Source organism: uncultured Porphyromonas sp., from assembly GCF_938046015.1.
GTDB lineage: Bacteria > Bacteroidota > Bacteroidia > Bacteroidales > Porphyromonadaceae > Porphyromonas.
Window position 1 is genome coordinate 1 of record NZ_CALIXW010000020.1, and the last position, 24,218, is coordinate 24,218.

Annotated in this window: 16 protein-coding genes; 7 read left to right on the forward strand and 9 right to left on the reverse strand. The window is 63.3% G+C overall.

The genetic code is table 11. From position 1 onward, the window contains the following. Positions 1-1,188 precede the first annotated feature (1,188 nt). The 3 genes from Q0248_RS02260 (at position 1,189) to Q0248_RS02270 (ending at position 3,148) form a co-directional block, all read left to right on the forward strand. Complete coding sequence (locus tag Q0248_RS02260) at positions 1,189-1,440, forward strand: type B 50S ribosomal protein L31 (RefSeq protein WP_009433247.1); 252 nt, start codon at positions 1,189-1,191, stop codon at positions 1,438-1,440. Between the two features lie 207 nt (positions 1,441-1,647). Beyond that, positions 1,648-2,574, forward strand: a complete 927-nt coding sequence (locus tag Q0248_RS02265) for an arginine deiminase-related protein (RefSeq protein ID WP_299319242.1) — start codon at positions 1,648-1,650, stop codon at positions 2,572-2,574. A gap of 70 nt (positions 2,575-2,644) precedes the next feature. After that, positions 2,645-3,148 (forward strand): thioredoxin domain-containing protein, encoded by a 504-nt coding sequence (locus tag Q0248_RS02270; RefSeq protein WP_299319245.1) that lies wholly within the window; start codon positions 2,645-2,647, stop codon positions 3,146-3,148. 116 nt (positions 3,149-3,264) lie between these two features. Here Q0248_RS02270 and Q0248_RS02275 read toward each other — a convergent pair whose 3' ends face one another. Genes Q0248_RS02275 through Q0248_RS02295 form a run of 5 tightly spaced genes read right to left on the reverse strand, consistent with a single transcriptional unit; the run spans position 3,265 to position 8,931 of the window. Then, positions 3,265-4,089: a Rossmann-like and DUF2520 domain-containing protein gene (locus tag Q0248_RS02275; RefSeq protein WP_299319247.1), complete on the reverse strand. Its 825-nt coding sequence runs from the start codon at positions 4,087-4,089 to the stop codon at positions 3,265-3,267. Beyond that, positions 4,090-4,872, reverse strand: coding sequence for a nitroreductase family protein (locus Q0248_RS02280; protein WP_299319249.1), 783 nt, complete (start codon positions 4,870-4,872; stop codon positions 4,090-4,092). A 38-nt stretch (positions 4,873-4,910) separates the two neighbouring features. Further along, positions 4,911-5,696, reverse strand: a complete 786-nt coding sequence (locus Q0248_RS02285; RefSeq protein WP_299319251.1) for a transporter substrate-binding domain-containing protein — start codon at positions 5,694-5,696, stop codon at positions 4,911-4,913. An 8-nt stretch (positions 5,697-5,704) separates the two neighbouring features. After that, complete coding sequence (locus Q0248_RS02290; RefSeq protein WP_299319253.1) at positions 5,705-7,786, reverse strand: putative porin; 2,082 nt, start codon at positions 7,784-7,786, stop codon at positions 5,705-5,707. Positions 7,787-7,824: 38 nt separating this feature from the next. Then, entirely contained in the window at positions 7,825-8,931 is a 1,107-nt protein-coding gene (locus Q0248_RS02295) for a cation diffusion facilitator family transporter (protein ID WP_299319256.1), read from the reverse strand. Between the two features lie 782 nt (positions 8,932-9,713). Here Q0248_RS02295 and Q0248_RS02300 point away from each other — a divergent pair. Both Q0248_RS02300 and Q0248_RS02305 read left to right on the forward strand, forming a co-directional pair. Further along, the gene (locus Q0248_RS02300) at positions 9,714-10,154 is read left to right on the forward strand and encodes a hypothetical protein (RefSeq protein ID WP_299319259.1); all 441 of its coding nucleotides are present in this window, start codon (positions 9,714-9,716) and stop codon (positions 10,152-10,154) included. A 691-nt stretch (positions 10,155-10,845) separates the two neighbouring features. Beyond that, positions 10,846-12,336 carry a carboxylesterase family protein gene (locus tag Q0248_RS02305; RefSeq protein ID WP_299319260.1) on the forward strand — a complete coding sequence of 497 codons (1,491 nt, stop codon included), beginning with the start codon at positions 10,846-10,848 and terminating at the stop codon, positions 12,334-12,336. 107 nt (positions 12,337-12,443) lie between these two features. Here the strand turns inward: Q0248_RS02305 and polA are convergent, their stop codons facing one another. The 4 genes from polA to Q0248_RS02325 all read right to left on the reverse strand — a co-directional run bounded on the left by polA (position 12,444) and on the right by Q0248_RS02325 (position 20,960). After that, on the reverse strand, positions 12,444-15,200 hold the full coding sequence (gene polA, locus Q0248_RS02310; protein WP_299319263.1) for a DNA polymerase I: 2,757 nt from the start codon (positions 15,198-15,200) through the stop codon (positions 12,444-12,446). A 178-nt stretch (positions 15,201-15,378) separates the two neighbouring features. Then, positions 15,379-18,543 (reverse strand): PD-(D/E)XK nuclease family protein, encoded by a 3,165-nt coding sequence (locus tag Q0248_RS02315; RefSeq protein WP_299319265.1) that lies wholly within the window; start codon positions 18,541-18,543, stop codon positions 15,379-15,381. 52 nt (positions 18,544-18,595) lie between these two features. Further along, positions 18,596-19,447 carry a tetratricopeptide repeat protein gene (locus tag Q0248_RS02320; RefSeq protein ID WP_299319268.1) on the reverse strand — a complete coding sequence of 284 codons (852 nt, stop codon included), beginning with the start codon at positions 19,445-19,447 and terminating at the stop codon, positions 18,596-18,598. A gap of 352 nt (positions 19,448-19,799) precedes the next feature. Further along, a complete protein-coding gene (locus Q0248_RS02325) occupies positions 19,800-20,960 on the reverse strand; it encodes an MFS transporter (RefSeq protein ID WP_299319271.1) in 1,161 nt (386 codons plus the stop codon). 588 nt (positions 20,961-21,548) lie between these two features. On the opposite strand from Q0248_RS02325, the gene Q0248_RS02330 reads away from it, so the two are divergent. Together Q0248_RS02330 and recJ are read left to right on the forward strand one after the other, a co-directional pair. After that, positions 21,549-22,448 carry a DUF4919 domain-containing protein gene (locus Q0248_RS02330; RefSeq protein ID WP_299319273.1) on the forward strand — a complete coding sequence of 300 codons (900 nt, stop codon included), beginning with the start codon at positions 21,549-21,551 and terminating at the stop codon, positions 22,446-22,448. Further along, the gene (gene recJ / locus Q0248_RS02335) at positions 22,445-24,214 is read left to right on the forward strand and encodes a single-stranded-DNA-specific exonuclease RecJ (protein WP_299319275.1); all 1,770 of its coding nucleotides are present in this window, start codon (positions 22,445-22,447) and stop codon (positions 24,212-24,214) included. Before Q0248_RS02330 ends, recJ begins: the two co-directional genes overlap by 4 nt. Positions 24,215-24,218: the final 4 nt, after the last annotated feature.

Below are 24,218 nucleotides of genomic sequence, written 5' to 3' on the forward strand. Positions count from 1 at the left end.
TATGACCCCCTGCTTGTAAGGCAGGTGCTCTAAACCAGCTGAGCTATAGGCCCCAGTGTGCGGCCGTCACGGCCTTCGTTTGCGCTTGCAAAGGTACGAAGACTTTTCTACTCCTGCAAGTACGCCGCTCATCCCCGCCCCCGAGTCCGCCTCCCGCCTCCCTCGCCGCTCCTTCCTTCCCTTGTAGATGAAGAACCGTCGTGCAAGCCCCAGCGGGGCGACCCGCTCAGAGCCCAGGGTGCGTAGCCCTGTAAGGGCGACCAAACCCTGGGTCAGTCGCCCCTCTATGCAAATGAGCCCTACAGGGGCGACCCATCGAGGGGATCAGGGTGGGGGTGCCCTTGCGCTGGTGTGCTAGGGCCGATTGAAGGATCGCCCCTGCAGGGCTCTATCTTTGTTTGATCCAAGTTACCCAGGGTTTGGTCGCCCTTACAGGGCTACGCACCCTGGGCTTTGGATAGGTCGCCCCGTTGGGGCTTAAGGCCTCGGATCTAGGTGGTGATAGGTGTGCGAAGTGTGTCTTACGATGCGTCGACCCGCTGGGGCTGAAGGCCGCTAGTCTAAGAGGCTAGGTGTGTGCGAAGCGTATCTTGTCATCTTATGAGCCGAGAAGCAGTGTGCTGCGACCTAGCTAGCAGCACGCTGAGGGATATCCGTCAGCTCCTTGATGGATATCGGTAAGCTCCTTGATGGGTATCCGTCAGCACCGTCAGGGATATCCGTCAGCGCCTTGAGGGATAAGGGGGGAGCTTGCCCTCGTGCTGAAAGCAGCGAGTGTAGGGCGATGGGGGCGCCCGTGGGGAAGACCTCGCGCGCGTTCCTATTATAGTGGCTGGGTATTGGGGCTGGCTAGGGCTGAGGATTGAGGCTGGATAGCGGGGGCTTGGCTCGAAGAGGCTGGGGCTTGTGACTTAGGCTCGCCTGGAGGCGCGGCGCGGTAGGGTACGGCTGCGGTGCGAATTGTGGAGGGGCGGGCCTCAGACTTGTAGCGGCTTGAGCTCCGAGGCGTGGAGGGACTTAGCCTTGAGGCGTGGGGGCGGAGGGGCTGAGGCTAGGGGGAGCGCGCTCAGACAAGGTATGGGGGTGTGAGATATTATTGCTACCTTTGTAGTCCATTAACGCTCATTATACGGTTACCAACCAACAGAGACTAAAGGCAAAAAGAACTTATTATAACGTTATAAGATAATGAAGAAAGGAATTCATCCTGAGAACTACCGTCCTGTAGTATTTAAGGACATGTCTAACGAAGACATCTTCATCACGCGCTCTACGATGCCCGCCAAGGAGACGATCGTAGTCGACGGCGTAGAGTATCCCCTGATCAAGGTCGAAATCTCCAGCACCTCGCACCCCTTCTTCACGGGTAAGGCAAAGCTGGTCGACACGGCTGGTCGCGTAGACAAGTTCATGAGCCGCTACGGCAACCGCAAGAAGTAGGAAGACAATTCCTTAGCTCCCGAGGGCTGCGAAGTACAAGCGTCCTCATCGGAGTCCCTTATAGGCGGTCATCTATCCCACGGGATGGATGACCGCTCTTTCTTTACCCCGAGTGAGCTGGACGGAGGCTGTGTAGACTGCAGGGGAATGAGTATCTTTGTCTTAGCCGCCCCGCTGTGGGGCTGGCTACTCATACACTCAGCTGTTATGGAACGTATACTTCCACACGTGACCAACGAGACGGGACTACTCAAGACCGTCGTCCTCGGTCTCCCCTATAGCATAGGGCCCATCCCCACCCTCCAAGAGACTTACGATGCCAAGAGCTACGAGGCGGTACAGCTAGGCTGCTTCCCCAGCCAGGCGGACATCATCCACGAGATGGATGCTGTGCTGGCAGTGCTCGAGCGCTACGGCGTCGAGGTCCTTCGCCCCGCACCGCTAGAGGACTACAATCAGGTCTTCGCCCGCGACGTCGCCTTCACCATCGAGGACACGCTCTTCATCTCCAATCTCATCCCCGACCGTGGGCTCGAGACCGAGGCCTTCGGACGCTCCGTCTTCCCCCGCATCGCTGAGGGACACCTCGAGACTCTGCCCGAGCGGGTACACACCGAGGGCGGGGACATCCTGCTCTACGATGATATCATCTTCGTCGGCACCTACCTCGGGGAGGACTACTCGAGCTACAAGACGGCACGCACCAATCACTATGCGCTGGATTGGTTCCGCGAGCGCTTCCCGCACAAGCAGATCATCCCCATCGAGCTATGCAAGCATGACCACGATCCCCGCCAGTCGGTGCTGCACCTGGACTGCGCCTTCCAGCCCGTCTCCCGAGGGCGTGCGCTGATCTATCCCGAGGGCTTCATGCACCAGCGCGACGTGGCTCTGATGGAGGAGATCTTCGGTAAGGACCAGCTCTTCCGCGTGACGCCCGACGAGGCCTACCATATGAGTACCAACGTCGTCTCGCTTAGCCCCGAGGCACTGATCAGTGACCGCTACTTCGTCCGCCTCAACGAACATCTGCGCTCCGTCTGGGGGATGACGGTCGAGGAGGTCCCCTATCAGGAGATCTCCAAGATGGGTGGGCTCCTTCGCTGCTCTACGATGCCACTTCGCCGCGAATAAGCCCTCGAAATGAACAATCTGCCCTCTTGAGGGCTTCTATAGCCAAGTAGAACGCTAATTGACTACAGAGATGAAAAGAACGATCCTAGCATTCGGGCTCGCTGCCCTCAGCCTGGTGAGCGCCTCCGCCTGCACGGCTAAGGCCTCTAGCACGGAGCAGCAGGCGAAGCCCGAGGCGCAGGCTGGTCAGCCTGCCGAAGCCAAGAAGGAACTGGTCAAGCATATTGACGCCGCCTTCATGCGCGCCAACATATACGACTATAAGGCTAATCCCACGAAGTTCGTCTTCAAGGGCAAGCGCCCCGCCGTCGTGGACTTCTATGCTACCTGGTGCGGCCCCTGCCGTAGCCTCGGCCCCAAGCTCGAGGCCGTAGCCAAGAAGTACGAGGGCAAGATCGACTTCTACAAGGTCGACGTGGATAAGAATGCCGAGCTCTCCCAGATCTTCCGCGTGCAGAGCATCCCCATGGTGCTCTTCATCCCTATGGAGGGTATCCCCACGCAGACGCTCGGTGACCTCAGCCCCGAGGAGATCCAGCAGAGTATCGACCTCATCTATAAGGCGGCTAAGTAGCCCGCCCGTGTAGGCGCTCGCCCCGAGGGGGAGCTGCCTGCCATGATACGTGACAGCCCCCTGTCCCACCGAGTGTGGGGCAGGGGGCTGTCGCGTATGCTCGAGCGGCGGGGTGGCTAGGAGCGGAGGCGCTGCTGGATACGCTCGGAGAGCAGACGGTAGAGCTGCTGCAGCTCGGGCTCAGCCGTGAGGAGCTCCTCGTGGCGCTGCATCGTAGCCTCATCGCCCCGAGCGGCAGGCCCCGTGAGGGCCTCGCGGGCGGGGAGCGAGTGGAGCTTCATGAGGAGCTCATCCAGTAGCGGGAGGAGCGCCTTGGGCGGCAGTCCCTGACGCTCCAGCAGGCGCTCGGCCTCGAGGACGAGGTAGTTGGAGAAGTTGCACGCCAGCACGGCGCCGAGGTGGAGGTAGAGGCGCTGCGTGCTGGTCGCCTCGTGCACCTCATCTCCCAGCAGCTCCGCCAGTCGTCGTACCTTCGCTAGGCTCGTGGCGTCACTGCCCTCGATGTAGAAGGGGAGGTAGCTCCCCGCAGCGGCGCGCTCACGGCTGAAGGTCTGCAGCGGATAGAGCACGGCGCCCTGAGGGTGGTACTCGAGGAGGCGCCCCAGCGAGGTAGCACCCGAGCAGTGTACCCACAGCCCGCGCGTCCGCCCCTCGAGTCGCTGCCACAGCTCGGGCAGGGCGTCGTCGCTGAGGACAAAGAGGTAGATATCCGCCTCGGGCAGTAGCTCCGTGAGCTCCGTGGTGAGGGCGAGCCCGCGCGTGTCATACAGCTCGGCCAGCTCCGAGGAGAGGCGCTCCACGGAGGCACGGCTGCGGCTGTAGAGCTGTACGAGCGTCCCTGCCTCGGGATGCCTGAGGAGGGCATGCGCGAGGTGGCTCGCCAGCCGCCCCGCACCGAGGAGGACAATCCGCGGGGGCTGCTCTGGGCTTCGTGCCTCCATCTAGGCTTCGGCGACTTCGCTAGGCTCCTCGGGGACTACGTAGCGGCCGATGTGGATCTTCTCCCACTTGAGGCTCTCGGTAGGACGAGGCTCGGGGATGCGCTCGCGGTGGCCGACGGCGATGATGCAGAGCACCTCGAGCTGGTAGGGGATGCCGAGGACATTGCGCACATACTCGGTGGACTCCTGTCCCGCACCCGTGTAGCAGCCGTAGGCATCCGCCCAGCAGCTGCCTAGGCCCATAGCCTCGGCCTGCAGCTGGATGAAGCCTGCCGCCAGCGAGGCATCAGCGATCCAGCGCTCGCACTCCATGGGCGAGCCGAGGACGACGATGCCCAGGGGCACCTGTCTGAGGAAGCCCGCACCGCTCTCACGCATATAGCTCAGCTCCTCGAGGGTCGCCTTGTCCTCGACGAGAACGAACTGTGTGGTGTGCTTGTTCTTGGACGAAGGCGCACGCAGAGCGGCCTCCAGCAGCAGCTGTACCTCGTCGCCCGTGAGCGGAGTGTCTACATAGCGGCGTGCCGAGCGGCGCGTCTCGATGGCGGGCAGCAGGTGGGGGACGGCCTCCTTGGTTGGGGGGAGCGGGAGGGCGGCAGCGAGCTCGTCGGACTCCTTGAGCAGCTCGCCAGCCAGGCTAGCGATCATGCTGCGGTAGCTGGCATCGGTGCCCTCGCCGTGGCGATGCTTGCCCTCGGCCTCCTCGAGGAGCTTGTAGAGGTAGTCGGAGATGCGCTTGGTGAACTCCTGGGGTAGGCTTGCTTTGCTTGTCTTCGTATCCATAGGGTTTTGGGAATAAATAGGGTCAGGGATGGGAGGAGCTAGGGGAGCCAGCGGCTGAGGCTATCGGCCAGCTGCGGCGCGTCACGCCTCAGCAGCCAGGCCTCGCGTATGGTGTAGCTCAGCGGGAGGCTGCAGTCGAGCTCGGGGAGGATCTTGCGGTAGCGCTCCGCCTCGCGTCCCGTAGCCAGCGTATAGTCTATGCTGCCCGCGGCCACACGCATCGCCAGCTGCTCGCTCGGGTAGAGGGAGTCATAGCTGAGGTGTATGGGTTCGCCGATCTCCTCGCTCAGGTGCTGGACGAAGAGCGTGTAGGGCGAGCCCTCGGGCAGGACAATGGTCTTGCCGCCGAGGGCGAGCTGCTGGCGGATCAGCTGGGCGCTGTCGCGGCGCTGCACGAGGTAGAGGGGTGCAGCGCTGTGGGCACGCCAGGGACGGAAGGAGAGGGTGTCGACCTCGGAGGTATGAGCCAGTGGGCGCGCTATGAGGTCGACCTCACCGCGGCGCAGCGCTGCGAGGGCGCGCGGCCAGTCGTTCTCCAGCACGACCTCCACGCGGAGGCCGCTGCGGGCCGTGAGCTGCTTTGCCAGCTCGTAGATAGCCCCCGTACGCAGGCCGCCCTTGATCTCGACGGCGCCGTCGGTATAGGCCGAGAGGATGCGCAGTACACCCTCGCGCTGGATCTCGGGCCAGTCGCGCTGGACGATAGCCTCCTCGCTGTCTCGGCTAGTGCCCGCGCTGGGACGCAGGTAGTACATCAGTCCGAGGGCTAGCAGCAGCGCAAGGAGGTAGCCGAGGAGGCGTGGGGTGAGCTTGGGGAGCGTCATAGGCGGGGCTAGTTATTAAGGTCCACGACGACGCCAGCCTGCAGGTGCATGGGGGCGTAGGGGTACTTGTGCATCGAGAGGCGTGGGTTGGAGAAGAGCGCCTCGCCGACGTTGTACATCTCGAGGAAGAAGCGGGCGCGCTTGAGACGGAAGTTGGCATAGGCGTTCACCAGTGCGGTCTTCCCCCCGACATAGCCCTCGGTCTGCAGTGCGAACTGCTGCGTCGTGGGCTGATAGTAGGGTGCGCGGTAGCTGCTGTGCCAGTAGCCCTTGACCCCGAGGTCAATGCGCATGACGCTCGCTACGAGGAAGCGGAGGTAGACATCCGCCGCTGCCGAGAGCTCGGGCAGGGGCAGGATGCTCTCTACGGAGCTCTTCTGATAGGCGGCGTCCAGCTCCCAGTTCAGCATGCCCCAGCGGTTGGCATGTCGTAGACGCAGGGCCAGTACCTGGATCAGGGGTCCGTACTGCTGCGTCTCGCCCTTGCTGTCGAAGTAGAGATAGTTCTGCAGCGAGCTCGTGCGTAGCTCTGCGCTGGTGCCCCAGGAGTCTAGGTGGAGGCGGGCGCCGAGCTCTGCGCGGCGGGTGAACTCCAGCTGCTTGTCCCACCAACCATAGGTGCCGTGGTGGTGCGCCGCGAAGAAGGAGGGGGAGGAGTTGTCTACCAGTGCGTCCGCCTCAAGGGCAAAACGGCGCCCTGCGATGCGGAAGGCGGTACGCACATCCCCCTCTAGGCGTAGCGCGCCGAGGTCAGAGCCGAGGACGCCCAGCTCGGCACGTGCTGAGAAGTTGAGTCCCTCACCCTCACGGCGCTCGATGAGGCCGCCGACGAAGGTCGAGGAGAAGCGCTGCCGCTGGTAGCGGTGCGTCGTGCTGTCGGGTAGGTCAGCCCAGTTGTTCTCCTGTCTTAGGTAGGCCGAGAGGCCGAACTTGACCCAGGGACGGAAGCCCTCCAGCAGCGAGAGCGCCACCGTGGTGCGCAGCGTGGCGAGCTGGGCACTATCGTTCGGCATCGTGAGGTCCGTCTCGGTGCCGTCGGCAGCCTTTACCTTGTGCGACACGACGGGCGGGCCGAAGGCCTTAGTGAAGGCTTCGGAGGGGCTCTCGGCCTTGAACTGACGGCTGTGCTTGGTGTAGTAGTTAGTCAGCGAGAGGCCTGCGACGGGGACGAAGACGAGGCTATCCACCTGGAGACTGTCGCTCCCGACCACCATCCCAGGCGTGTTGGGGGCGGGGACGCGTACCGCGCGGCGCTGGTAGCTCCCGAAGCGGTAGGTCTGCGCGAGGAAGGCGTGCCCGAGGCGCTGCAGGTTGTGCAGGTTGCGATCCAGCAGCACGGGGACGTCCTTGGCGCTGATGCGCGTGCGTCCGTTGGTATAGCGCTCGGGGTTGTTGATATAGTCGGCATTGGTGATCCCACCGTTCTCCTCCTGCTTGTAGTAGTCGTTGGCCACGTAGGCGTAGAGCTCGTAGCGGTCGCCGCGGTAGCTGGTGAAGACGCGGTAGCGGGCGTCCTTGCTCCTATTATAGGTATAGTAGCCGAGGGCGTTGCGGTAGTCGAAGTTCACGCCGAGGTTGAGCCTGCGACCGAGGTTGACCCCAAAGTCCGCCGCCAGCACGTCCTCTGCCTCGTTGGTGGCGAAGTTCTTCTGATAGCGCACTAGGGTAAAGGGCGTCTTGGTGTCGTAGAAGCGCACCTCGCTCGGTGTGTAGAGCATGCCGTAGTAGCCATCGACGTAGAAGAAGTCGCTGACGCCCTGCGGGCGGTCGAAGAAGTACTTGCTCTGCCAGAGCGAACTCATATTCCCCTGATAGCTGACCCCTAGGCTGCGGTACTCGGGGCTGATATACTCGTAGGTGTAGTGCGTCAGGGTGTCGGGCATCTGGACGCGTACGGTGCGCCCCACCTCGGGGATGAGGCGGTAGGCACGGAGCTTGTCACCGCGCACCATCTTGATCTCGTCGGGGATCGTCTCGACCTCCCGTACGGCGTAGGGATCTAGGGTCTTGGACTGGGGCTGCTGCGCCAGTGCAGGCGCTGGGAGCCCTAGCACCAGGAGCGCTAGGGGTAGATATAGCTTGGGATTCATTCGGGGGATATATCGCGTCGTTGTCTAGGGGCGGAGCCTTAGCACTGCTCCAGGCCGCAGCTGCAGCCCTTGGGGTCGAGCTCGATGGTGAGGTGGCTCACTAGGCGCGCTGTAGCTAGTTGGCGCACGGCCTCCTTGAGCTCGGCGAGCTGGCGCGGCTTGGTCAGGCGCTCGCAGTCGTAGACGAGGTGCAGGGTGCCGATGTGCTGCTCGCCGTTGAGCGTCCAGAGGTGCACGTCGTGCACGGACAGCACGCCCTCCAAGCGCAGCACCTCCTCGACGAGCTCCTCGCTATCGACGTCCTCGGGCACACCTTGGAGGAAGATGCGGAGGTTGTCCCTGAGATTGAAGTACACATTGTACAGTACCCAGCCCGTGATGCAGAGCGAGAGGATGGGGTCAAGGATGGGGAGGTCGACGAAGTACATGACGACGCTGACGATGAGTACAGCCACCCAGCCCAGCACGTCCTCCATCAGATGCACGCGCATGGCACGCTCGTTGAGCGAGCTACCGCCCATCATACGCCAGGCCGCGTAGCCATTGACCGCGAGGCCGAAGAGGGAGAGGACGAACATCCCCCCCGCATGCGGCTCGCTCGGGGTGATGATGCGCTCGATGGACTCCTTGATGACGAAGGCCGAGCCCACGAGCAGGATGATGGAGATGAGCAAGGCTCCCAGCAGGGAGAAGCGCTTGTAGCCGTAGCTGAAGTTCTGGTCGCGGCCCTTCTTGGACAGGCGCTCCAGATACCAAGCTACGCCCAGCGAACAGGAGTCACCGAAGTCGTGCAGCGCATCCGACAAGATCGCTACACTCCCCGTATAGAGCCCGCCGACGAGCTCCACGAGGGCAAAGAAGAGGTTCAGCACGAAGCCCAAGAAGATATTCCCCTCCGCCTCGTTATGATGGTGATGGTGGTGATGGCCGTGTCCGTGATGACGGTGGCTATGGCTGTGCCCTACTTCGTGCCCGTGGCTGTGCTGCGGGCTGGGACAAGCTCCTCCCTCGTGCTCGTGGCTATGCTGGTGCCCGTGACAGTGCTCCGCCTCATGCGCGTGGCTATGCTGATGGTTGGGACAAGCCCCGCCCGCGTGCTCGTGATGCTGCTCGTCGTCGACCTCTTCGCTGATCGTGTGGCTCATAATGCTCCTATGCTTGATGCCTGCTGCTAGGCTCCTTTATACTAACTAACGTCCTTATGAGTACAAAAGTACGGCTTTTTGGGGGCATCGATCGCGGCGCCTCGCCTCGCTGCTTTGCGTGCTTCCTTATCCTGCTCGCCGTCCTCCTCCTCCTTTGCTCTCCCCGCCGCTGGATCGTGCCCCTTAGCCCTGCCTATCCAGCCCTGCGATGACTTGGTCCCCCTCTGGCTGGTAGAGCGGGGAACGCTCCCTCGCAGCTATGCGCTGGACAGAGGATTCGGATCGCTCCTGGGGGGCGAAGTGCGGAGACCATTTTCGGGAGCTCCCGAAAATGGTCTGTCTCGGTAGCGAGCTCAGCGTATGATCTCTACGCTGCTACGCGCTAAGCTGCGGAGCGGAATAGCCCTCGGTAGCGTCACGGCTAGAACTCAGCTCCGTGAGGGATAAGTATCGGTGGCGTTTAGGGATATCAGTCAGCGCGCAGAGGGGTACCGGTCAGCGTCGTCACTGATAGGTCGGAAGGCCGTGAGGGATATCCTTCAGCCTCGTCCCCGCAGTAGGTGGGCGGAGCTGCGGGTAAGGTGACGAGGCAAGCCATCCCGCTCGGAGCGTGGCGCAAGACTCCTCGGCCTTGTCCTCCTAATAGAGTATGCGCTAATTAGTGCTAGTATGCTACGGAAAGTTTTGTACCTTTGAATCATAGTTAGCCCCTAGCGCTTGCCGTACTCAGAGGAGTGCGGCGAAGAGCTAGGATACCTGTGTAACCTAATTCTATATGTAAGATGAGTGGAAATTCAACTAGTCCGTCAAAGAGGATAATCATCATGCTTTACGGCCCCCATGATTCTGGTAAGACGACATCGCTTAACCATCTGATCGGACTTTTGGATCCGAATCGAAAAGATTGGCCTCAGGGGAAGGATAGGGAGGTGCTTGTCGATTATGAAGATGCCCGAGTCGCTGTGACGACGAAAGGAGATGGCTTGGAAGAGATCGAGGGCAATCTAAAATTCGCAGAAGAAACGGGTTGCGATATTCTTGTTACTGCAGCGAGAACAAGGGGAGCAACACGGAAGAAAATCCGCGACTATGCTAGCAAACCCTCAATTAAACTAATTGAGGTGGGAGCGTACATTGCACCTCAATTTGCTAATTTAGTTAATCCAGTACTGGCTGCTTCTCTCAAGAAGATCATAGAGGGCCTTATAAAGGAGCACCTATAGTTGTGTCTCGCGAAGCCTCTCTTTAGCTTTGCTACTCCTTGTCCGTAGCCTTTTGCTACGGTAGCTTGCCACCTCGTTAGCGACGTGGAATAGCTCTCGGCAGCGTCACGGCTAGCCCTCAGCTCCGTGAGGGATAAGTATCGGCGGCGTTTAGGGATATCAGTCAGCGTGCTGAGGGGTATCGGTCAGCGCCGTTACTGATAGGTCGGACGGTCGTGAGGGATATCCCTCAGCCTCGCCCCCGCAGTAGGTGGGCGGAGCTGCGGGTAAGGCGACGAGGCAAGCCATCCCGCTCAGAGCGTGGCGCACGGCTGCTTCGGACAAGAAGCAGACGAGGCTTGCGCTCCCGCCAGCTAAGGACAGAACAGACACAAAAAGCCCGAGGGGGCACACCGCAGCTGCGGTGTGCCCCCTCGGGCTTTTTTAGGGTGGAGGTGCTGGAGGATGGGTGGTGGCGGGGGACTTAGTGCACCTCCAGCCAGTTGGCCCCCGTGCCGATGCTTACCTCCAGCGGGATGCTGAGCTCGGGGTAGACGGCCTTAAGAGGCGGCTCGATGTTTTTTGGCGGACTTTTGTACCTTTAGGGCATCGCGAGCCCTCGATGCTCCGACGGTGCTCTAGCCGTAGAGACTAGGTTGGCGAGCGCGTGTGCGGGCAGAGGGGAATGCATCATCAGACAAGGTATCAAATAATGAAGAGAAAAAGCATCCTAGCGCTGCTGGGCGCTGCCTGCATGGTCTCGGCACAGGCCAAGCCTCAGGCCCCACTGAAATTCGACGCGAGCAAGAGCGCTAAGTCCTCCTTGACGATGCCCGACGGGCGCATCGTGCACTATACGGCCTACACGAAGCAGTACTTCGTCTCCCAGGTGGAGGACTCCACCTATCAGTATCTCAATGTCTTCGTCCCCGAGGGGGCGACAGAGCAGACGCCCATCTTCGTCCGCACCTATATCGGTGGGTATATGGAGAGCACGGCGGGCTATCCTCAGGCGGCCGATGCCAGTGGCCGAGCCTTGGCAGAGGGCTATGTCCTCGTTATCCCCGGGAGCCGCGGACGTCGCTCTACCGTCAAGCAGGGGAAGCAGACCCTCTATACGGGGCGTGCCCCCAAGGGACTGCTTGACCTCAAGGCCGCCATCCGCTACCTTCGCCACTTCGACCGAGAGCTCCCAGGAGACACGGAGAAGATCATCATCGACGGCACGAGCGCGGGCGGGGCGATGTCCGCCCTCGTAGGTGCTACGGGCAATCATCCCGCCTACGCTCCGCTCCTCAAGGCTATGGGCGCCGCCGACGAGCGGGACGACGTCTTCGCCAGTGTCTGCTTCTGTCCCATTACCGACCTAGAGCACGCCGATATGGCCTACGAATGGCTCTACGGGGGGACGGCCAGCCGCCAGGCGCTGCCCGAGGTGCAGCGGCAGCTAACTGAGGAGCTGGCGGCACAGTACCCCGCCTACCTCAACTCGCTGGGCCTAGCCAGACCCGACGGCAGGGCGCTGACCGCAGATAACTATCGAGACTACATCAAGGAGCTCCTCATCGAGAGCGCTCAGGCGGCGAAGGATGCTGGGGCGAACATCGCCGATACGCTGGGCTTCAGCTTCTCGGCGGAGGTGGCCTTCCAGGCGCCGATCAATGGCGGTGTAGGGCAGCCCCCAGCTCCAGCGGGGCTACCATTCGCCCCTCGAGGGATGCGTCGCGGTGCCCCTCAGCAAGGGGAGTACATCACGGGGCTTGACCTAGAGAAGTACCTGAACTATGTCGTGACCACGCAGCCGCTCAAGGGCGTCCCCGCCTTCGATAGCTATCAGGTGGATGGTGCTGAGGCAAGCGGCGAGAATGGCCTCTTCGGCGACGCCCGCGGATCGGATGCTAACTTCACCCCATGGGCAGCAGGCAAGACGGGGGCAAAGCTCAGCGCCGAGCTCCTAGAGCGTGTGCGCCTGATGAACCCTATGGGCTTCATCGGGGATGCCCAGGCGACGAATGCCCCCTACTGGTATCTCCGCCATGGGGCTCGGGACCGAGACACGGCCTTCCCCATCGTGATCAACCTCGCGGCTCAGCTCCGTAAGCATGGGCGAGCCGTGGACTTCAAGCTCCCGTGGAACCGTCCCCACAGCGGCGACTATGCCCTGAACGAGCTCTTCGCCTGGCTCAAGGCCATCACCCGCTAAGGACGCGGGACAGACACAAAAAGCCCGAGGGGGCACGCCGCAGCTGCGGTGTGCCCCCTCGAGCGTATTAGGGTAGAGGTGCTGGTGGATGGGAGCGGGCGGGTGGCTTAGTGCGCCTCCAGCCAGTTGGCACCCGTGCCGATGCTGACCTCCAGCGGGACGCGTAGCTCGGGATAGACGGACTCCATCGTCGTGCGCACGAGGTGGGTGACTTCGTCGAGCTCGTCCAGAGGGACGTTGAGATTGAGTTCGTCATGCACCTGCAGCAGGATCTCGGAGCGTAGGCCGCGGCTGCGCAGCTCCTCCTCGAGGCGTATCATAGCGATCTTGATGAGGTCGGCGGCCGATCCCTGCAGCGGGGCGTTGATGGCGTTGCGCTCGGCATAGCCACGCACGACGGTGTTGGCGCTGTTGATGTCGGGTAGGGAGCGTCGGCGGCCTAGGAGGGTGGAGACATAGCCCTGCTGCTTGGCCTGCTCGACCACCTCGTGTATGTAGCGGGCTACGCCGGGGTAGGAGGCGAAGTAGCCATCGATGAGCTCCTTGGCCTCCTTGCGCGAGATGGAGAGGCGCTCACTGAGACCGAAGGCCGAGATGCCGTAGATGATGCCGAAGTTCGCCGTCTTGGCTCTGCGGCGCATGTCGCTGGTGACCTCCTCGAGGCTGAGGCCGTAGATCTTGGCCGCAGTGGCCTGATGGACGTCCTGCCCCGAGCGGAAGGCCTCGATCAGAGCCTCGTCCTGGCTGAAGTGCGCCATCAGTCGGAGCTCGATCTGCGAATAGTCGGCCGAGAGGAAGGTACAGCCCGGCTCGGGGACGAAGGCCTCGCGTATGGCGCGTCCCTCGGGGGTGCGGATGGGGATGTTCTGTATGTTGGGGTTGCTGCTGGAGAGGCGCCCCGTGGCGGCTATCGTTTGGTTGAAGGTCGTGTGGATCTTGCCGTCGGGGTAGGTCTGCTCGGGCAAGGTGTCGATGTAGGTGCTGAGCAGCTTCTTCACCCCGCGGTAGTCGAGGATCTTTTCCACTACGGGGTGCTTGTCACGGATCTTCTCCAGTACCTCCTCGCTCGTGGTGTAGCCGCCGGTCTTCGTCTTCTTGGGCTTCTCCACGATCTGCAGCTCGTCGAAGAGCGCCTCGCCTACCTGCTTGCTGCTGTTGATGTTGATCGGGTGACCGATGAGGGCGTTGATCTCCTCCTCCAGTTCGCTCAGGCGCATCTCGAGGGCAGCGCCCTGACGGGCGAGGCAGTCCTTGTCGAGGCGCACCCCCGTGCGCTCCATGCGTAGCAGTACCCGTAGCAGCGGCATCTCCACCTCGCGGAAGAGCTGCGTGAGCTGGGCGGCCTCGAGGCGCTCACGTAGGTAGCGGTAGAGCTGGTAGATGATGTGCGTATCCTCCGAGGCGTAGTACTGCAGGCGCTCGGGGGCCACCTGGCGTAGGTCGAAGTGCTTGGCGCTCTGCGGTGCGATCAGCTCCTCGAAGCTCATCATCTGGTATCCGAGGAACTTATCCGCTAGCTCATCTAGCCCGTGACGCATGTCGGGATAGAGCAGATAGTGGGCGATCATGGTGTCGAAGAGCTCGCCCGCGACCTCGATGCCGTAGCTGAGCAGTACCTGGAGGTCGTACTTGAGGTTCTGCCCGACCTTGAGCGAGCGCGTGGAGGTAAAGAGCGGACGTAGGCGCTCCAGAAGGGCGAGGGCGGCACTACGCTCGGCGGGGATGTCGAGGTAGTAGGTGCAGCTGTCGTCGAGGGCGAAGGTCAGGGCGACGAGCTCGGCCCTCAGTGGGTCTACGCTCGTGGTCTCGCTGTCGAAGGTGAGGACACTGGCAGCAGCGGCGCGCTGGACGAAGGCCTCCAGCGTCTCGTCCGTCAGCAGCTCGATACGTAGGGGCGCTAGCTCCGTAGGGGCAGGGGTGGCGGCCTCCTCCGTCTCCTCGAGGCTGGCGAAGAGATCATCAGCGGGGAGGTCAGCTGCCTTGGGTGCGGGTGCGGGCTTCGAGCCGAGGACACGGCTGAGGAGCGTGCGGAACTCCAGCGCCTCGAAGAGCTCCCGTACCGCCTCCTCATCCTTGGGCTGCAGTCTGTAGGCCCCCGGCTCGTAGTGGATGGGCACGTCGCGGCGTATCGTCGCCAGATAGTAGGAGAGGCGTATGTCGTCGGCGCCCTCTAGGATCTTGCGCCCCGTGGCGCCCTTGATGTCCTGGGCATGGGCCAGCAGCTCCTCGATGCTGCCGTACTCCGCCAGGAGCTTCTGCGCGCCCTTCTCCCCTATGCCCTTACAGCCGGGGATGTTGTCCACCTTGTCCCCGAGGAGGGCGAGGTAGTCGATGACTTGGCTGGGATGCTGTAGGCCGTACTTCTCCTTGATCTCCTCCTCGCCCCAGAGCTCGTAGCCGCCGCCCGTGGCAGGGCGGTACATCCATACCTGGGGGCCGACGAGCTGCCCATAGTCCTTGTCGGGGGTGACCATATAGACCTCCTGCCCTGCGGCGGCGGCCTGCTGGCTGAGCGTGCCGATGACGTCGTCCGCCTCGAAGTCCTCTACCTCGATGGCAGGGATGCGGTAGGCCTCCAGCAGCTGGCGAATCAGCGGCACAGCGATACGTATGCCCTCGGGCGTCTCCTCGCGCTGCGCCTTGTACTCGGGGTACTCGCGGTGGCGGAAGGTGCCGCCCTTAGGGTCGAAGACTACGGCCAGCTCGTCGGGCTGTGCCTTAGCCAAGAGGTCCTCCAGCATGAGGACGAAGCCGAAGACAGCGGAGGTATTGCGTCCCGAGCTGTCGATGCGCGGGTTCTTGATGAAGGCGTAGTAGGCGCGGTAGATCAGCGCGTAGGCATCGAGGAGGAAGAGGCGTGACATCTATATAGGGCTTGTGGTGAAGGCGAGGAATAAGTGAAGGAAGAGCGCGTGCGGGTGGGGGACGAAGCTCAGGGGCAGGGCACGGCGCTAGTCTCGAGGGTGGGGGAGCGGCACTCAGAGCGTGGCTCGTAGCCTTAACCCCCAGCTCCTAGGGGCTCGGTGCAAAGGTAGCGCTATTCTAGCGACCGCATAGGCTGCGGAAGCTACAGTGCTCGCAGGACTTAGCGTCCTCAGTCTGGACAAAGGGGACGGCAGGGTCGAAGAGTTCGCTAAGTTGCTGCCGCAGGAAGGCCTCGAAGTCCGCCTGCACCGCGCCATAGGATAGCGGGGCGCGGGAGCGTGTACCCTTGCCCTTGCCTTTGGCGGGCTTGTCCACCTCCTCCCTGTCTTCTGCAGCTGCGCTGGGAGCCGTGAGGAGGCGCTCCAGCCCCTTGATGCGGCCGTCGTACTGGGCGCCCCTCTTGACGAGGCCACTGTCCCCGCGCAGGAGGTAGATGACGGGGTAGAGCCGTGCAGCATCGTAGCTGTCGGGCTTATCATAGAGGACGAGGAGGCAGTAGAAGAGCGTCTGCAGGATGGCCTTATTGTCTGCTAGCTTGAGGCTCGCTATCCCTTCGCCCTTGAGGCTGATCCTATCCTGGCCCGTCTTGTAGTCCACGACGCGGTAGTGGCGCGGCTCGTCGGGGCTGTCCTCCCCCGCGGCACAGCTGTCGATGCGGTCGATGCGTCCCTTGAGCCCCACACAGCGCCCTGCCGCTCCCTGCACTAGGGGGTAGCTGATGGAGAGCTCTGCCTCGCCCGCCTCGATCTGTAGCTGGGGCGTGCTGCTGTCGACCTCGAGGCTACGCTGTACGTAGCGCTTGATCATGTGGACATAGAGCTGGTCGAGGGGGCTGAGCTGCTGCGTGTCCTTCAGCTCATAGAGCTCGGCGTAGCTCTCCTCCACGCGGCGGTCGACCTCCCGCCGTGCGCTGGCGAAGACCTCAGCGTCTAGGAGGTGCCCGCGGCGCTCCTTGTAGATGTGCTCCATGACCTCGTGGTAGACGGTGCCGAAGTCATTGGCCCGCATCATCAGCTCGGGCTCGTCCTCCTCCGAGAGGTCGAGCACGCTCTTATAATAGAAGGAGAGAGGGCAGACTAGGTAGTCCTTGAGGCGCGAGGGGGATAGGTGGCGGCGCGGGGGCGTGCCCTCGTCGCCGAGGTACTTCTCGAGCTGCGCCAGCACCTGAGGCGTCTTGGGCTGGACGATGAGCTGCGGGGGCTGACGACGACTCCGTAGCTGCAGCTGCAGCGTCTCTATGGGGCAGTCGTAGACATAGCGGAGGAGCTTGATGTAGCGGCTCTCTTCGCTCTGGCTGCCCATAGGGTCGCTGGGTGAGGCGACGAAGACCAGTCGGCGCGCCCGCGCTATGGTCTGGAAGAAGGTATAGTCGCTCCCGGGATCATCTGCGCTGCCTGTCGGTAGGCCGAAGGCTCGGCGAAGGCTCACCGGGATCAGGCTGTGAGTGTACTGATCCCTCGGCAGCACGTCGTCCTGAGCCGAGAGGTAGATCATGTGCTCCAGCTGGATGCCGCGCGTCTCCATAAGTCCCATCACCTGGATGCCCTGCAGTGGGTTGCCTTCGAAGGGGATCGTCACCAGCCGCACCAGTTCGTCCAGCAGCCCGATCGTCGTCTGTACGCTCAGCGGGACGCGCTCGGCCTTGCTCTTGATGAGGTCACTCAGGCGCGTCAGGAGCCGCTGGTAGTGGTAGACGAACTCTAGGTCGAAGGCTTCGCTGGCCTCCTCCGAGGCCTCGGCCTCCAGCCCTTCCCCCCCTTCAGCTTCCTCCTCCTGACGTGCTAGCTCACGGCTCAGCAGCTCCTCCTGCAGGAGCTGTAGGATGCGCGCTAGGCGCTCCAGCAGCTCCAGTGGGCTGTCGATGGGGTCGAAGAGCAGGTGCAGCAGCTGGATCTGGCGCTCGGTGTCGGCGGCCTCCTCGCTAGGCAGCTGGGCGGCGAGCTCCCCGCTGAGGGCGAAGAGCCGCTGCGTCGTGATGTGGAAGCGCCCACGGCGTAGCCTGCCGATGAGGGCTGCCATGAGGGGCGCAGACTGCGAGACGAGGCGCAGCCCGATGAGGCTGAGGACGCGGTCAGCAGGGTAGGAACCTCGCGTCTGCTGCAGCTGGGCATAGTCGTGCAGCTGCATCCAGCGCTGCAGGAGCAGTGCGATCGGGGTGCGCTCCAGCGGGAAGCCGAGGGTGATGTTGATCTGTTGGAAGCTCTCGGGCAGAGCGTTCGCCACCGCCAGCAGCTGCCCTTCGTCCGGGAGGATGATGGCGGTGTCGAGGGCGCCGTCCTCGGGCGTGAGCCCTAGGTGCTCGGTGAGGAGACTGGGTAGGGCCTTGGTCTCGGCGATGCGTCCCGAGGTGATGAGGCGGGTGATCTGCTCGGGTAGGAGCGGTACGTCGGGGTCGTTCCACCGGCCTTTGACCTCGGCGCCGAGGCGCTCACTGAGGCGGGCGAGATAGCGGTGTGCGGGGTGCTCCTTATCTGCGACGATCTGTACGCGGCGGTCCCAGCAGAAGGCTGCCTGCCCGCGATCGGCCAAGTGGCGCAGGATGCGACGCTCGGCACGCGGCACGGTGAAGAGCCCGACGAAGACGCATTGCTTCTCCCCATCCAATAGCTCCAGACGCTCCCCCAGCTCGTGATTGACCAGGCGATAGCGGTAGCCGTCCGTCGTGTAGCCCGCCGCCTCGAGCCGCTCGGCGAAGCGGTTGTAGAGGGGCGCCAGGCAGCGCCAGAAGGCTAGGAAGCGCTCCGCGGCATCCTCGTCCGAGGAGGCCTTCCCCTTCGGATGGCTGCCGAAGATCTGCCAGAAGGCCTCGCACAGCGCCTGGAGCTCCTCTAGCGTCTCTTCCTCCTCGGCCGCTTCCCAGTAGTCAAAGAAGTTCCCCTCCAAAGCCTTCAGCTCACTGATATTGCGGTACAGACTCGTCGGATCCACCAGGTAGCGGTCGATGAGGTCGAAGTCCTGTAGGATGATGTTGCCCCAGTAGACGAAGTCATCGAAGGACTCGACCTCCTCGGCAGGGCGTACCTCGCGGTAGGCCTCGTAGAGCTCGAAAAGCTGCGCCGCCCTATCCAGCACGCGCCGCTCGGGTACGAGGCGCCCGACGAACTCGCTCATCGTGCAGAGCTCGGGGGCGAAGATCGGCCGCTCGCTAGCTAGCTGTCCGAGGTAGTGACGGAAGAAGCTCTGGGCACGCTTGGATGGGAAGACGAAGAGGTAACGGTCGAGGTCCTCGGCGAGGAAGTGCGCGGCGACCTGCTCTAGGAAGGGGGCTTGGGGGGAGGTCATGGAGGCGGGAGGGCTTGGGCGGGGCTAAGGGCGGAGGGCAGTCGGAGGATACTTAGAGGCCGCTGCGCTCGAGCTCCTCGGCGCGGCGGAGCGACTCGGCAGCCAGGCGCATATTACCCTCGATCTGAGCCAGCTCGGCGCGTAGTCGATAGAGCGTGCTGGAGGGCTTGGCCCCCGAGTGCTCTAGGGCGAGGTTGATGTCGCGCTGGGCGAAGCCGCGCATCCCGCGCGCCAGATACATACGGGCTCGACCCTCGTAGACCTCGGCATTGCGCGGTAGCTTGTCCACGAGGTAGGCATAGAGGCGCTCGGCCTCGCTGTAGTTGCCGCGCATGGTCTCCAAGAGGGCGTAGCCGATGCGGGCCTTGAGGCTGGAGGCGTTCTGCTCGATGATGCCCTTGAGGTCGAGCTCGGCGGCGGCGTAGTCCTGCTGCAGGAGGTAGAGCATGGCGCGCTGGTAGCGGTAGAGCTCGTTCTTGGGCTCCTGCGCGATGAGGAGGGCGAAGTCGGTGAGGGCGGCCTTGGGGCGCTTCATGCGGACGAAGAGCTTGGCGCGGTTGAAGCGCGTGGTGGCCTCCTGGGGGTCCTGCTCGAGGGCGGCCGTATAGGAGAGGAGGGCGGCAGCGGTGTCGCCCTGGAGCTGCTGCAGGCCTCCGAGGTTGTTGAGCAGCATGGGGCTCATCGCTGTGCGGGGGTAGAGGCGCAGGGCCTCGCGTAGCTGTCGGCTGGCGAGCGCATAGTCCCCGCGGCCACCCGCGACGAAGCTGGAGTCGATGAGGGCGAGGTACTGGGCTTGGCGCTGCTGCTCGGCGAGGCTGTCGCGCTCGTGGCTCTGGCCGAGGAGCCCGAGGGGGGCGAGGATGAGGAGGACGAGGCTGTAGAGCCAGCGGCGGTATCGGGTCATAGGGAGAGACGGCTATACATTATATATATGGGGATGCTCAAGGAACGAACGCACAGAGGGGCTCGGGGCGTGTACTGCCCCTAGCCCTCGCGGTACTCCTCCTTCGGCGAGGCCTCGGACAAAGATAGGGATAATCCCCAGGAGCCTAGGGTACTTGTAGGTCGCCCCCCGCGCCCGCTCCACTGCGCTCCGAGCTCCTGCCGCGCCTCGAGCCCGAGCGTCCGAAGCCAAGACAGAGCCCCGTGCTCTATCCTCACCCTCGTGGGGATGGAGCGCGGGGCCCTGTCCTTTAGCGCTTAGCACGGAAGGCCGATGCGGCGCGGCCTCGGCTGGGAGCGCTGCTGCCTGCGGGCTACTTCTTCAGCCTCGTCGTCAGGAAGAGGAGGTAGAGCACGCCGAGGAGCTTGACCAGGACGGCACCCGTCTGCCCCATCCAGTCGCTGGCATAGCCCATGAGGAGGGGGAAGACCGTCCCCCCGAAGACCCCCATGATCATCAGCCCACTGACCTCATTCTTGTGCTCGGGCTCCCTGCCGAGGGCCTCCGCGAAGATGATGGGGAAGACATTGCTATTGCCTAGGCCTACCAGCGCTATGGCGATGTAGAGTAGCATCGCTTGGTGCGAGAGGGTGAGGATCCCCATCGCCACGAGCATCATCAGGGCGCTGAGCCCGAGGAGGCTACGGCTCGAGAAGCGGCGCAGCAGGATGGAGCCCGTCAGGCAGCCCGCTGTGCGGAAGATGAAGTAGAGCATCGTAGCGAAGGCTGCCTCGTTGAGGCTCAGCCCGAGGCGCTCCATGAGGATCTTGGGCGCTACGGTATTCGTCCCCACGTCTATCCCCACGTGACACATGATCCCGAGGAAGCAGAGGAGGATCGTCGGGCGGCCCAGCAGGCCGAGGCACTTGGCAAAGCTCACCGACTCGCTCGCGGTCTCGTGCTCGAGGCGGGTCGCGTTCAGCGCTAGCACGCTGAGGATACCGATAGTGGCATAGATGGGGAAGAGGATGCGCCAGCCGAGTCCCAGCTCGGGGATGGCCTGCGTCGCGCCCCAGGAGGCGATGAGCGGAGCGAGGAAGGAGGCTATGGCCTTGACGAACTGCCCGAAGGTCAGGCTGCTGGCCAGCTTGTCAGGGCTGATGAGGTCACTCAGCAGCGGATTGAGCGAGGTCTGCATGATGGCATTGCCTATCCCGAGGAGGGAGAAGGAGAGGAGCATCACCCAGTAGCTCTCCCCGAGGAGGGGGACGAAGAGCGAGAGCACCGTCAGGATGAGGCTCACGAGGACGGTGCTCTTGCGCCCGATCCTATTCATCAGCATGCTCGTAGGGACGGAGCAGAGGAGGAACCAGAAGAAGACGAGCGAGGGGAAGAGGTTGGCCTCGCTGTCGCTGAGGCCTAGGTCCTTCTGGACGTAGTTGGAGGCAATGCCCACTAGGTCCACGAAGCCCATGGCGAAGAAGCTCAGCATCACCGCCGATAGGGTGAAGAGGCTGGTCGTGCGCTGTGTCATAGGGGTTGTGATCTGATTGATGTCTTGCTAGCGTAGTCCTTCGTAGAGCAAAGATAGCCAAAGGACGGCGGACTAAGTACCCGTCGGAGCAAGGCTGTCCCCCCTTGCTGCGCCCTGAGGCGCTTGGGCTCCTCGCGCGCTGAGGGCTATCCCTCACGAGGCTGACTGCTATCCCTCGCGCTCGTGATGGACGTCCCTCAGCGCGCCCACTGATATCCCTCAGCGCTCCTCCCCCTTAGGCCGCCCCCGACTCGGCCTTGTCTTGCCCTCGGCCCCGCCTGAGTGCGCCCGCCCTCACGTGCGGCCTTGCCGCCTTGTCTCTCAGGCGGGCTAGTCTGCCGCTGCTCCTATCGGAGAGGACTTGAGGGCGACAGCCTAAGGCGCTCAGTACGAGCTGAGAGCGGGCGGGGATGCAGCACGCGTGCTGCGGCACTGTAGGGGTGCTCGGTGCGATATTCGTATCTTTGTATAGCGAAGTAGGGGTCTGAGGCCCCTTGAGCCTTCGCTCTCACGAGGGATACGAGTAGCGGGTACTGTGCCGTTATCTAGCTGGTATCCCCTCGCATCATTATATAGACTACATCGCATATGCACCTCATACGCCGCTTCCTCACCGCACTCCTAGCGCTCCTCACGTTCACGCTGTCCCTGCCCGATGCCTCGGCCGCTCGGCGCAGCAAGCCTAAGACCAGCGCGAGTGCCAAGAAGAGCAGCCGCAGCCAGACGCCTAAGAAGTCCAAGAGCAAAAGCTCAAGTAAGAGCTCCAGCAAGTCTAAGAGCAAATCCAAGGGTAGAGGCAAGCACTCCTCCCGCAGCCGCAGCTACGTACGCAGCTATGCCCCCAGCGAGGAGCAGCTCGAGCAGATGCGCCAGGACAGCCTCCGTCTGCGTACGGGTGGCGACCGCCCCATGCAGCAGGTCAGTGACCTCGGCGTGCAGGCCTCCGAGCTGCTGACGACGCGCTTCCGCCGTGCCGATACGACGCTCACCACGAGTGAGCTCCACGAGCTCTACTTTGCCGTCTCTGACCGCAAGGACACGGGCTCCTTCCTCGAGCACATAGAGCGCGAGGCGGACTCGCTGATCGATCGCAGCCGCTTTGCTGAGGCGCTCAAGGTCGTCCAGCAGGGTCTGTGGCGTACGCCGACTTACCTCCCGCTGATCAAGCGTGCCTGCGACCTCTCGCTGCACCTCAAGGATGCGAAGTTCAACACCTACATGTACCAGCTGGTCGAGCTGATGAGTATGATCAGCCACACGGGTACGGGTGAGAGCTGGGACAAGGCCATCCAGGTGCGCTCGGCCTCGGATGCCCTGCTGGTGGAGCAGCACTGGCATGAGACGGCACGCGAGGCCATCCTCTCCTCCCGCGAGCAGCAGCACGCGGGTAAGACCTATCAGGTGCTGCGGATCAAGGACTCCGTCGGCGCTAAGGAGCGTGAGCGCTACTACCTCCTCCGTCCTACGAACAACTCCAGCGACAAGTGAGGCCTCCCGAGCATCGCTGGCAGCTGTGCGCCCTCAGTGAGCAGGACGAGGAGCTAGGCCGTAGCCTCGCCCATAGCCTCGGGCTCTATCCCGCGATGGGGCGCCTCCTGGTCGAGCGCGGCGTGCGCTCGGTCGAGGAGGCCGAGCGCTTCTTCCATCCGCGGCTCGAGGAGCTGCACGATCCCTTCCTCATGCAGGACATGCAGGCCGCCGTGGCGCGCCTCAGCCTCGCCCTCGAGCGTGGGGATAGGATCCTCATCTACGGCGATTACGACGTCGACGGCACTACCGCCGTGGCGCTGCTCTACCGCTACCTACGCGCCTACTGTGCCCCTGGGCAGCTGCGCTACCATATCCCCGACCGCTATGACGAGGGCTACGGCGTCACCTCGGCGCGCGTGGCTGAGGCTGCCGAGGCAGGCGTCCAGCTGATCATCGCCGTAGATACGGGCACCAAGGCCGTCGAGGAGGTAGCCTACGCCCGCACGCTCGGCATCGACTTCATCATCTGCGATCACCACAAGCCCGACGAGACGCTGCCGCAGGCTGTGGCACTGCTCAATCCCAAGCGAGCCGACAATACCTACCCCTTCACCGAGCTCTCGGGCTGCGGACTGGCCTTCAAGCTCCTGCAGGGACTGGCTCAGCAGCTCGGGCATCCGCTGAGTCAGCTTTTCGCCCACCTAGAGCTCCTCGTGCTGAGTATCGCCCAGGACCGCGTGTCTATCCTTGGGGAGAACCGTATCCTCTGCTACCATGGCCTACGCCAGCTAAATACCTCCCCCTCGGTCGGCATCTCCTACCTCATGCGTCGCGGCAAGGTGCGCCTGGGGCATGTGGATATGGCCAGCATCTACTACGAGCTAGGCCCGCGCATCAATGCCGCAGGGCGTATGGCGCACGGGGCTGAGTCCGTCAAGCTCCTCATCGCCGAGGACGCCCGCACGGCCGAGGCACAGAGCCAGATCCTCGACGACTACAACCGACAGCGTCAGGACCTCGATCAGGAGGTCACGCGTCAGGCACTGGCGCTGGTCGAGAGCCAGCCCGCCCTCCTGGAGCGCAAGATCCTCGTCCTCTACCACCCCGAGTGGAACAAGGGCGTCATGGGCATTGTGGCGGCACGCCTAGCGGACCGACTGCACCGCCCCGTCATCATCCTAGCGCGCTCGGGCGAGTGGCTCGCGGGCTCGGCGCGTAGCTCGGGAGGCTTCGACCTCTATGCCGCGATACAGGCCTGTGAGGACTGTCTGGAGAACTTCGGCGGGCATACCTTCGCCGCGGGGATGACCGTTCACCCCGATCGCCTCGAGCTCTTCGCCGAGCGCATCGAGGCCTATGCCCATACCGCTGGCGAGCAGGCGCGCTTCCTCCCCACCCTGCAGATCGACGCCAAGCTCCAGCCGCAGGAGATCACCAAGACGCTGCTGAGGCAGCTGGATATGCTCTATCCCTTCGGTACGAACAATGAGCGCCCGCTCTTCATGACGCATCGCCTGAGGGATGCTGGCGGCTCGCGCGCCGTCGGCCGCAGCCTGCAGCACCTCAACCTCCGCCTGACGGACTACTACCAGCGCATACGTCCGCTGCACGGCTTCGCCCTCGGTGGCGCCCGCTACGCAGGGGCCTTGGCGCGCCACGAGGCCTTCGCGCTGTGCTACGAGCTCGAGGAGAACAACTTCTACGCCCAGAGCTTCCTGCAGCTGCGCGTCAAGGATATCTGCCTCGAGGGCGAGCTGGAGCAGCGCCTCCTCCCTAGCCGCTAGCGAT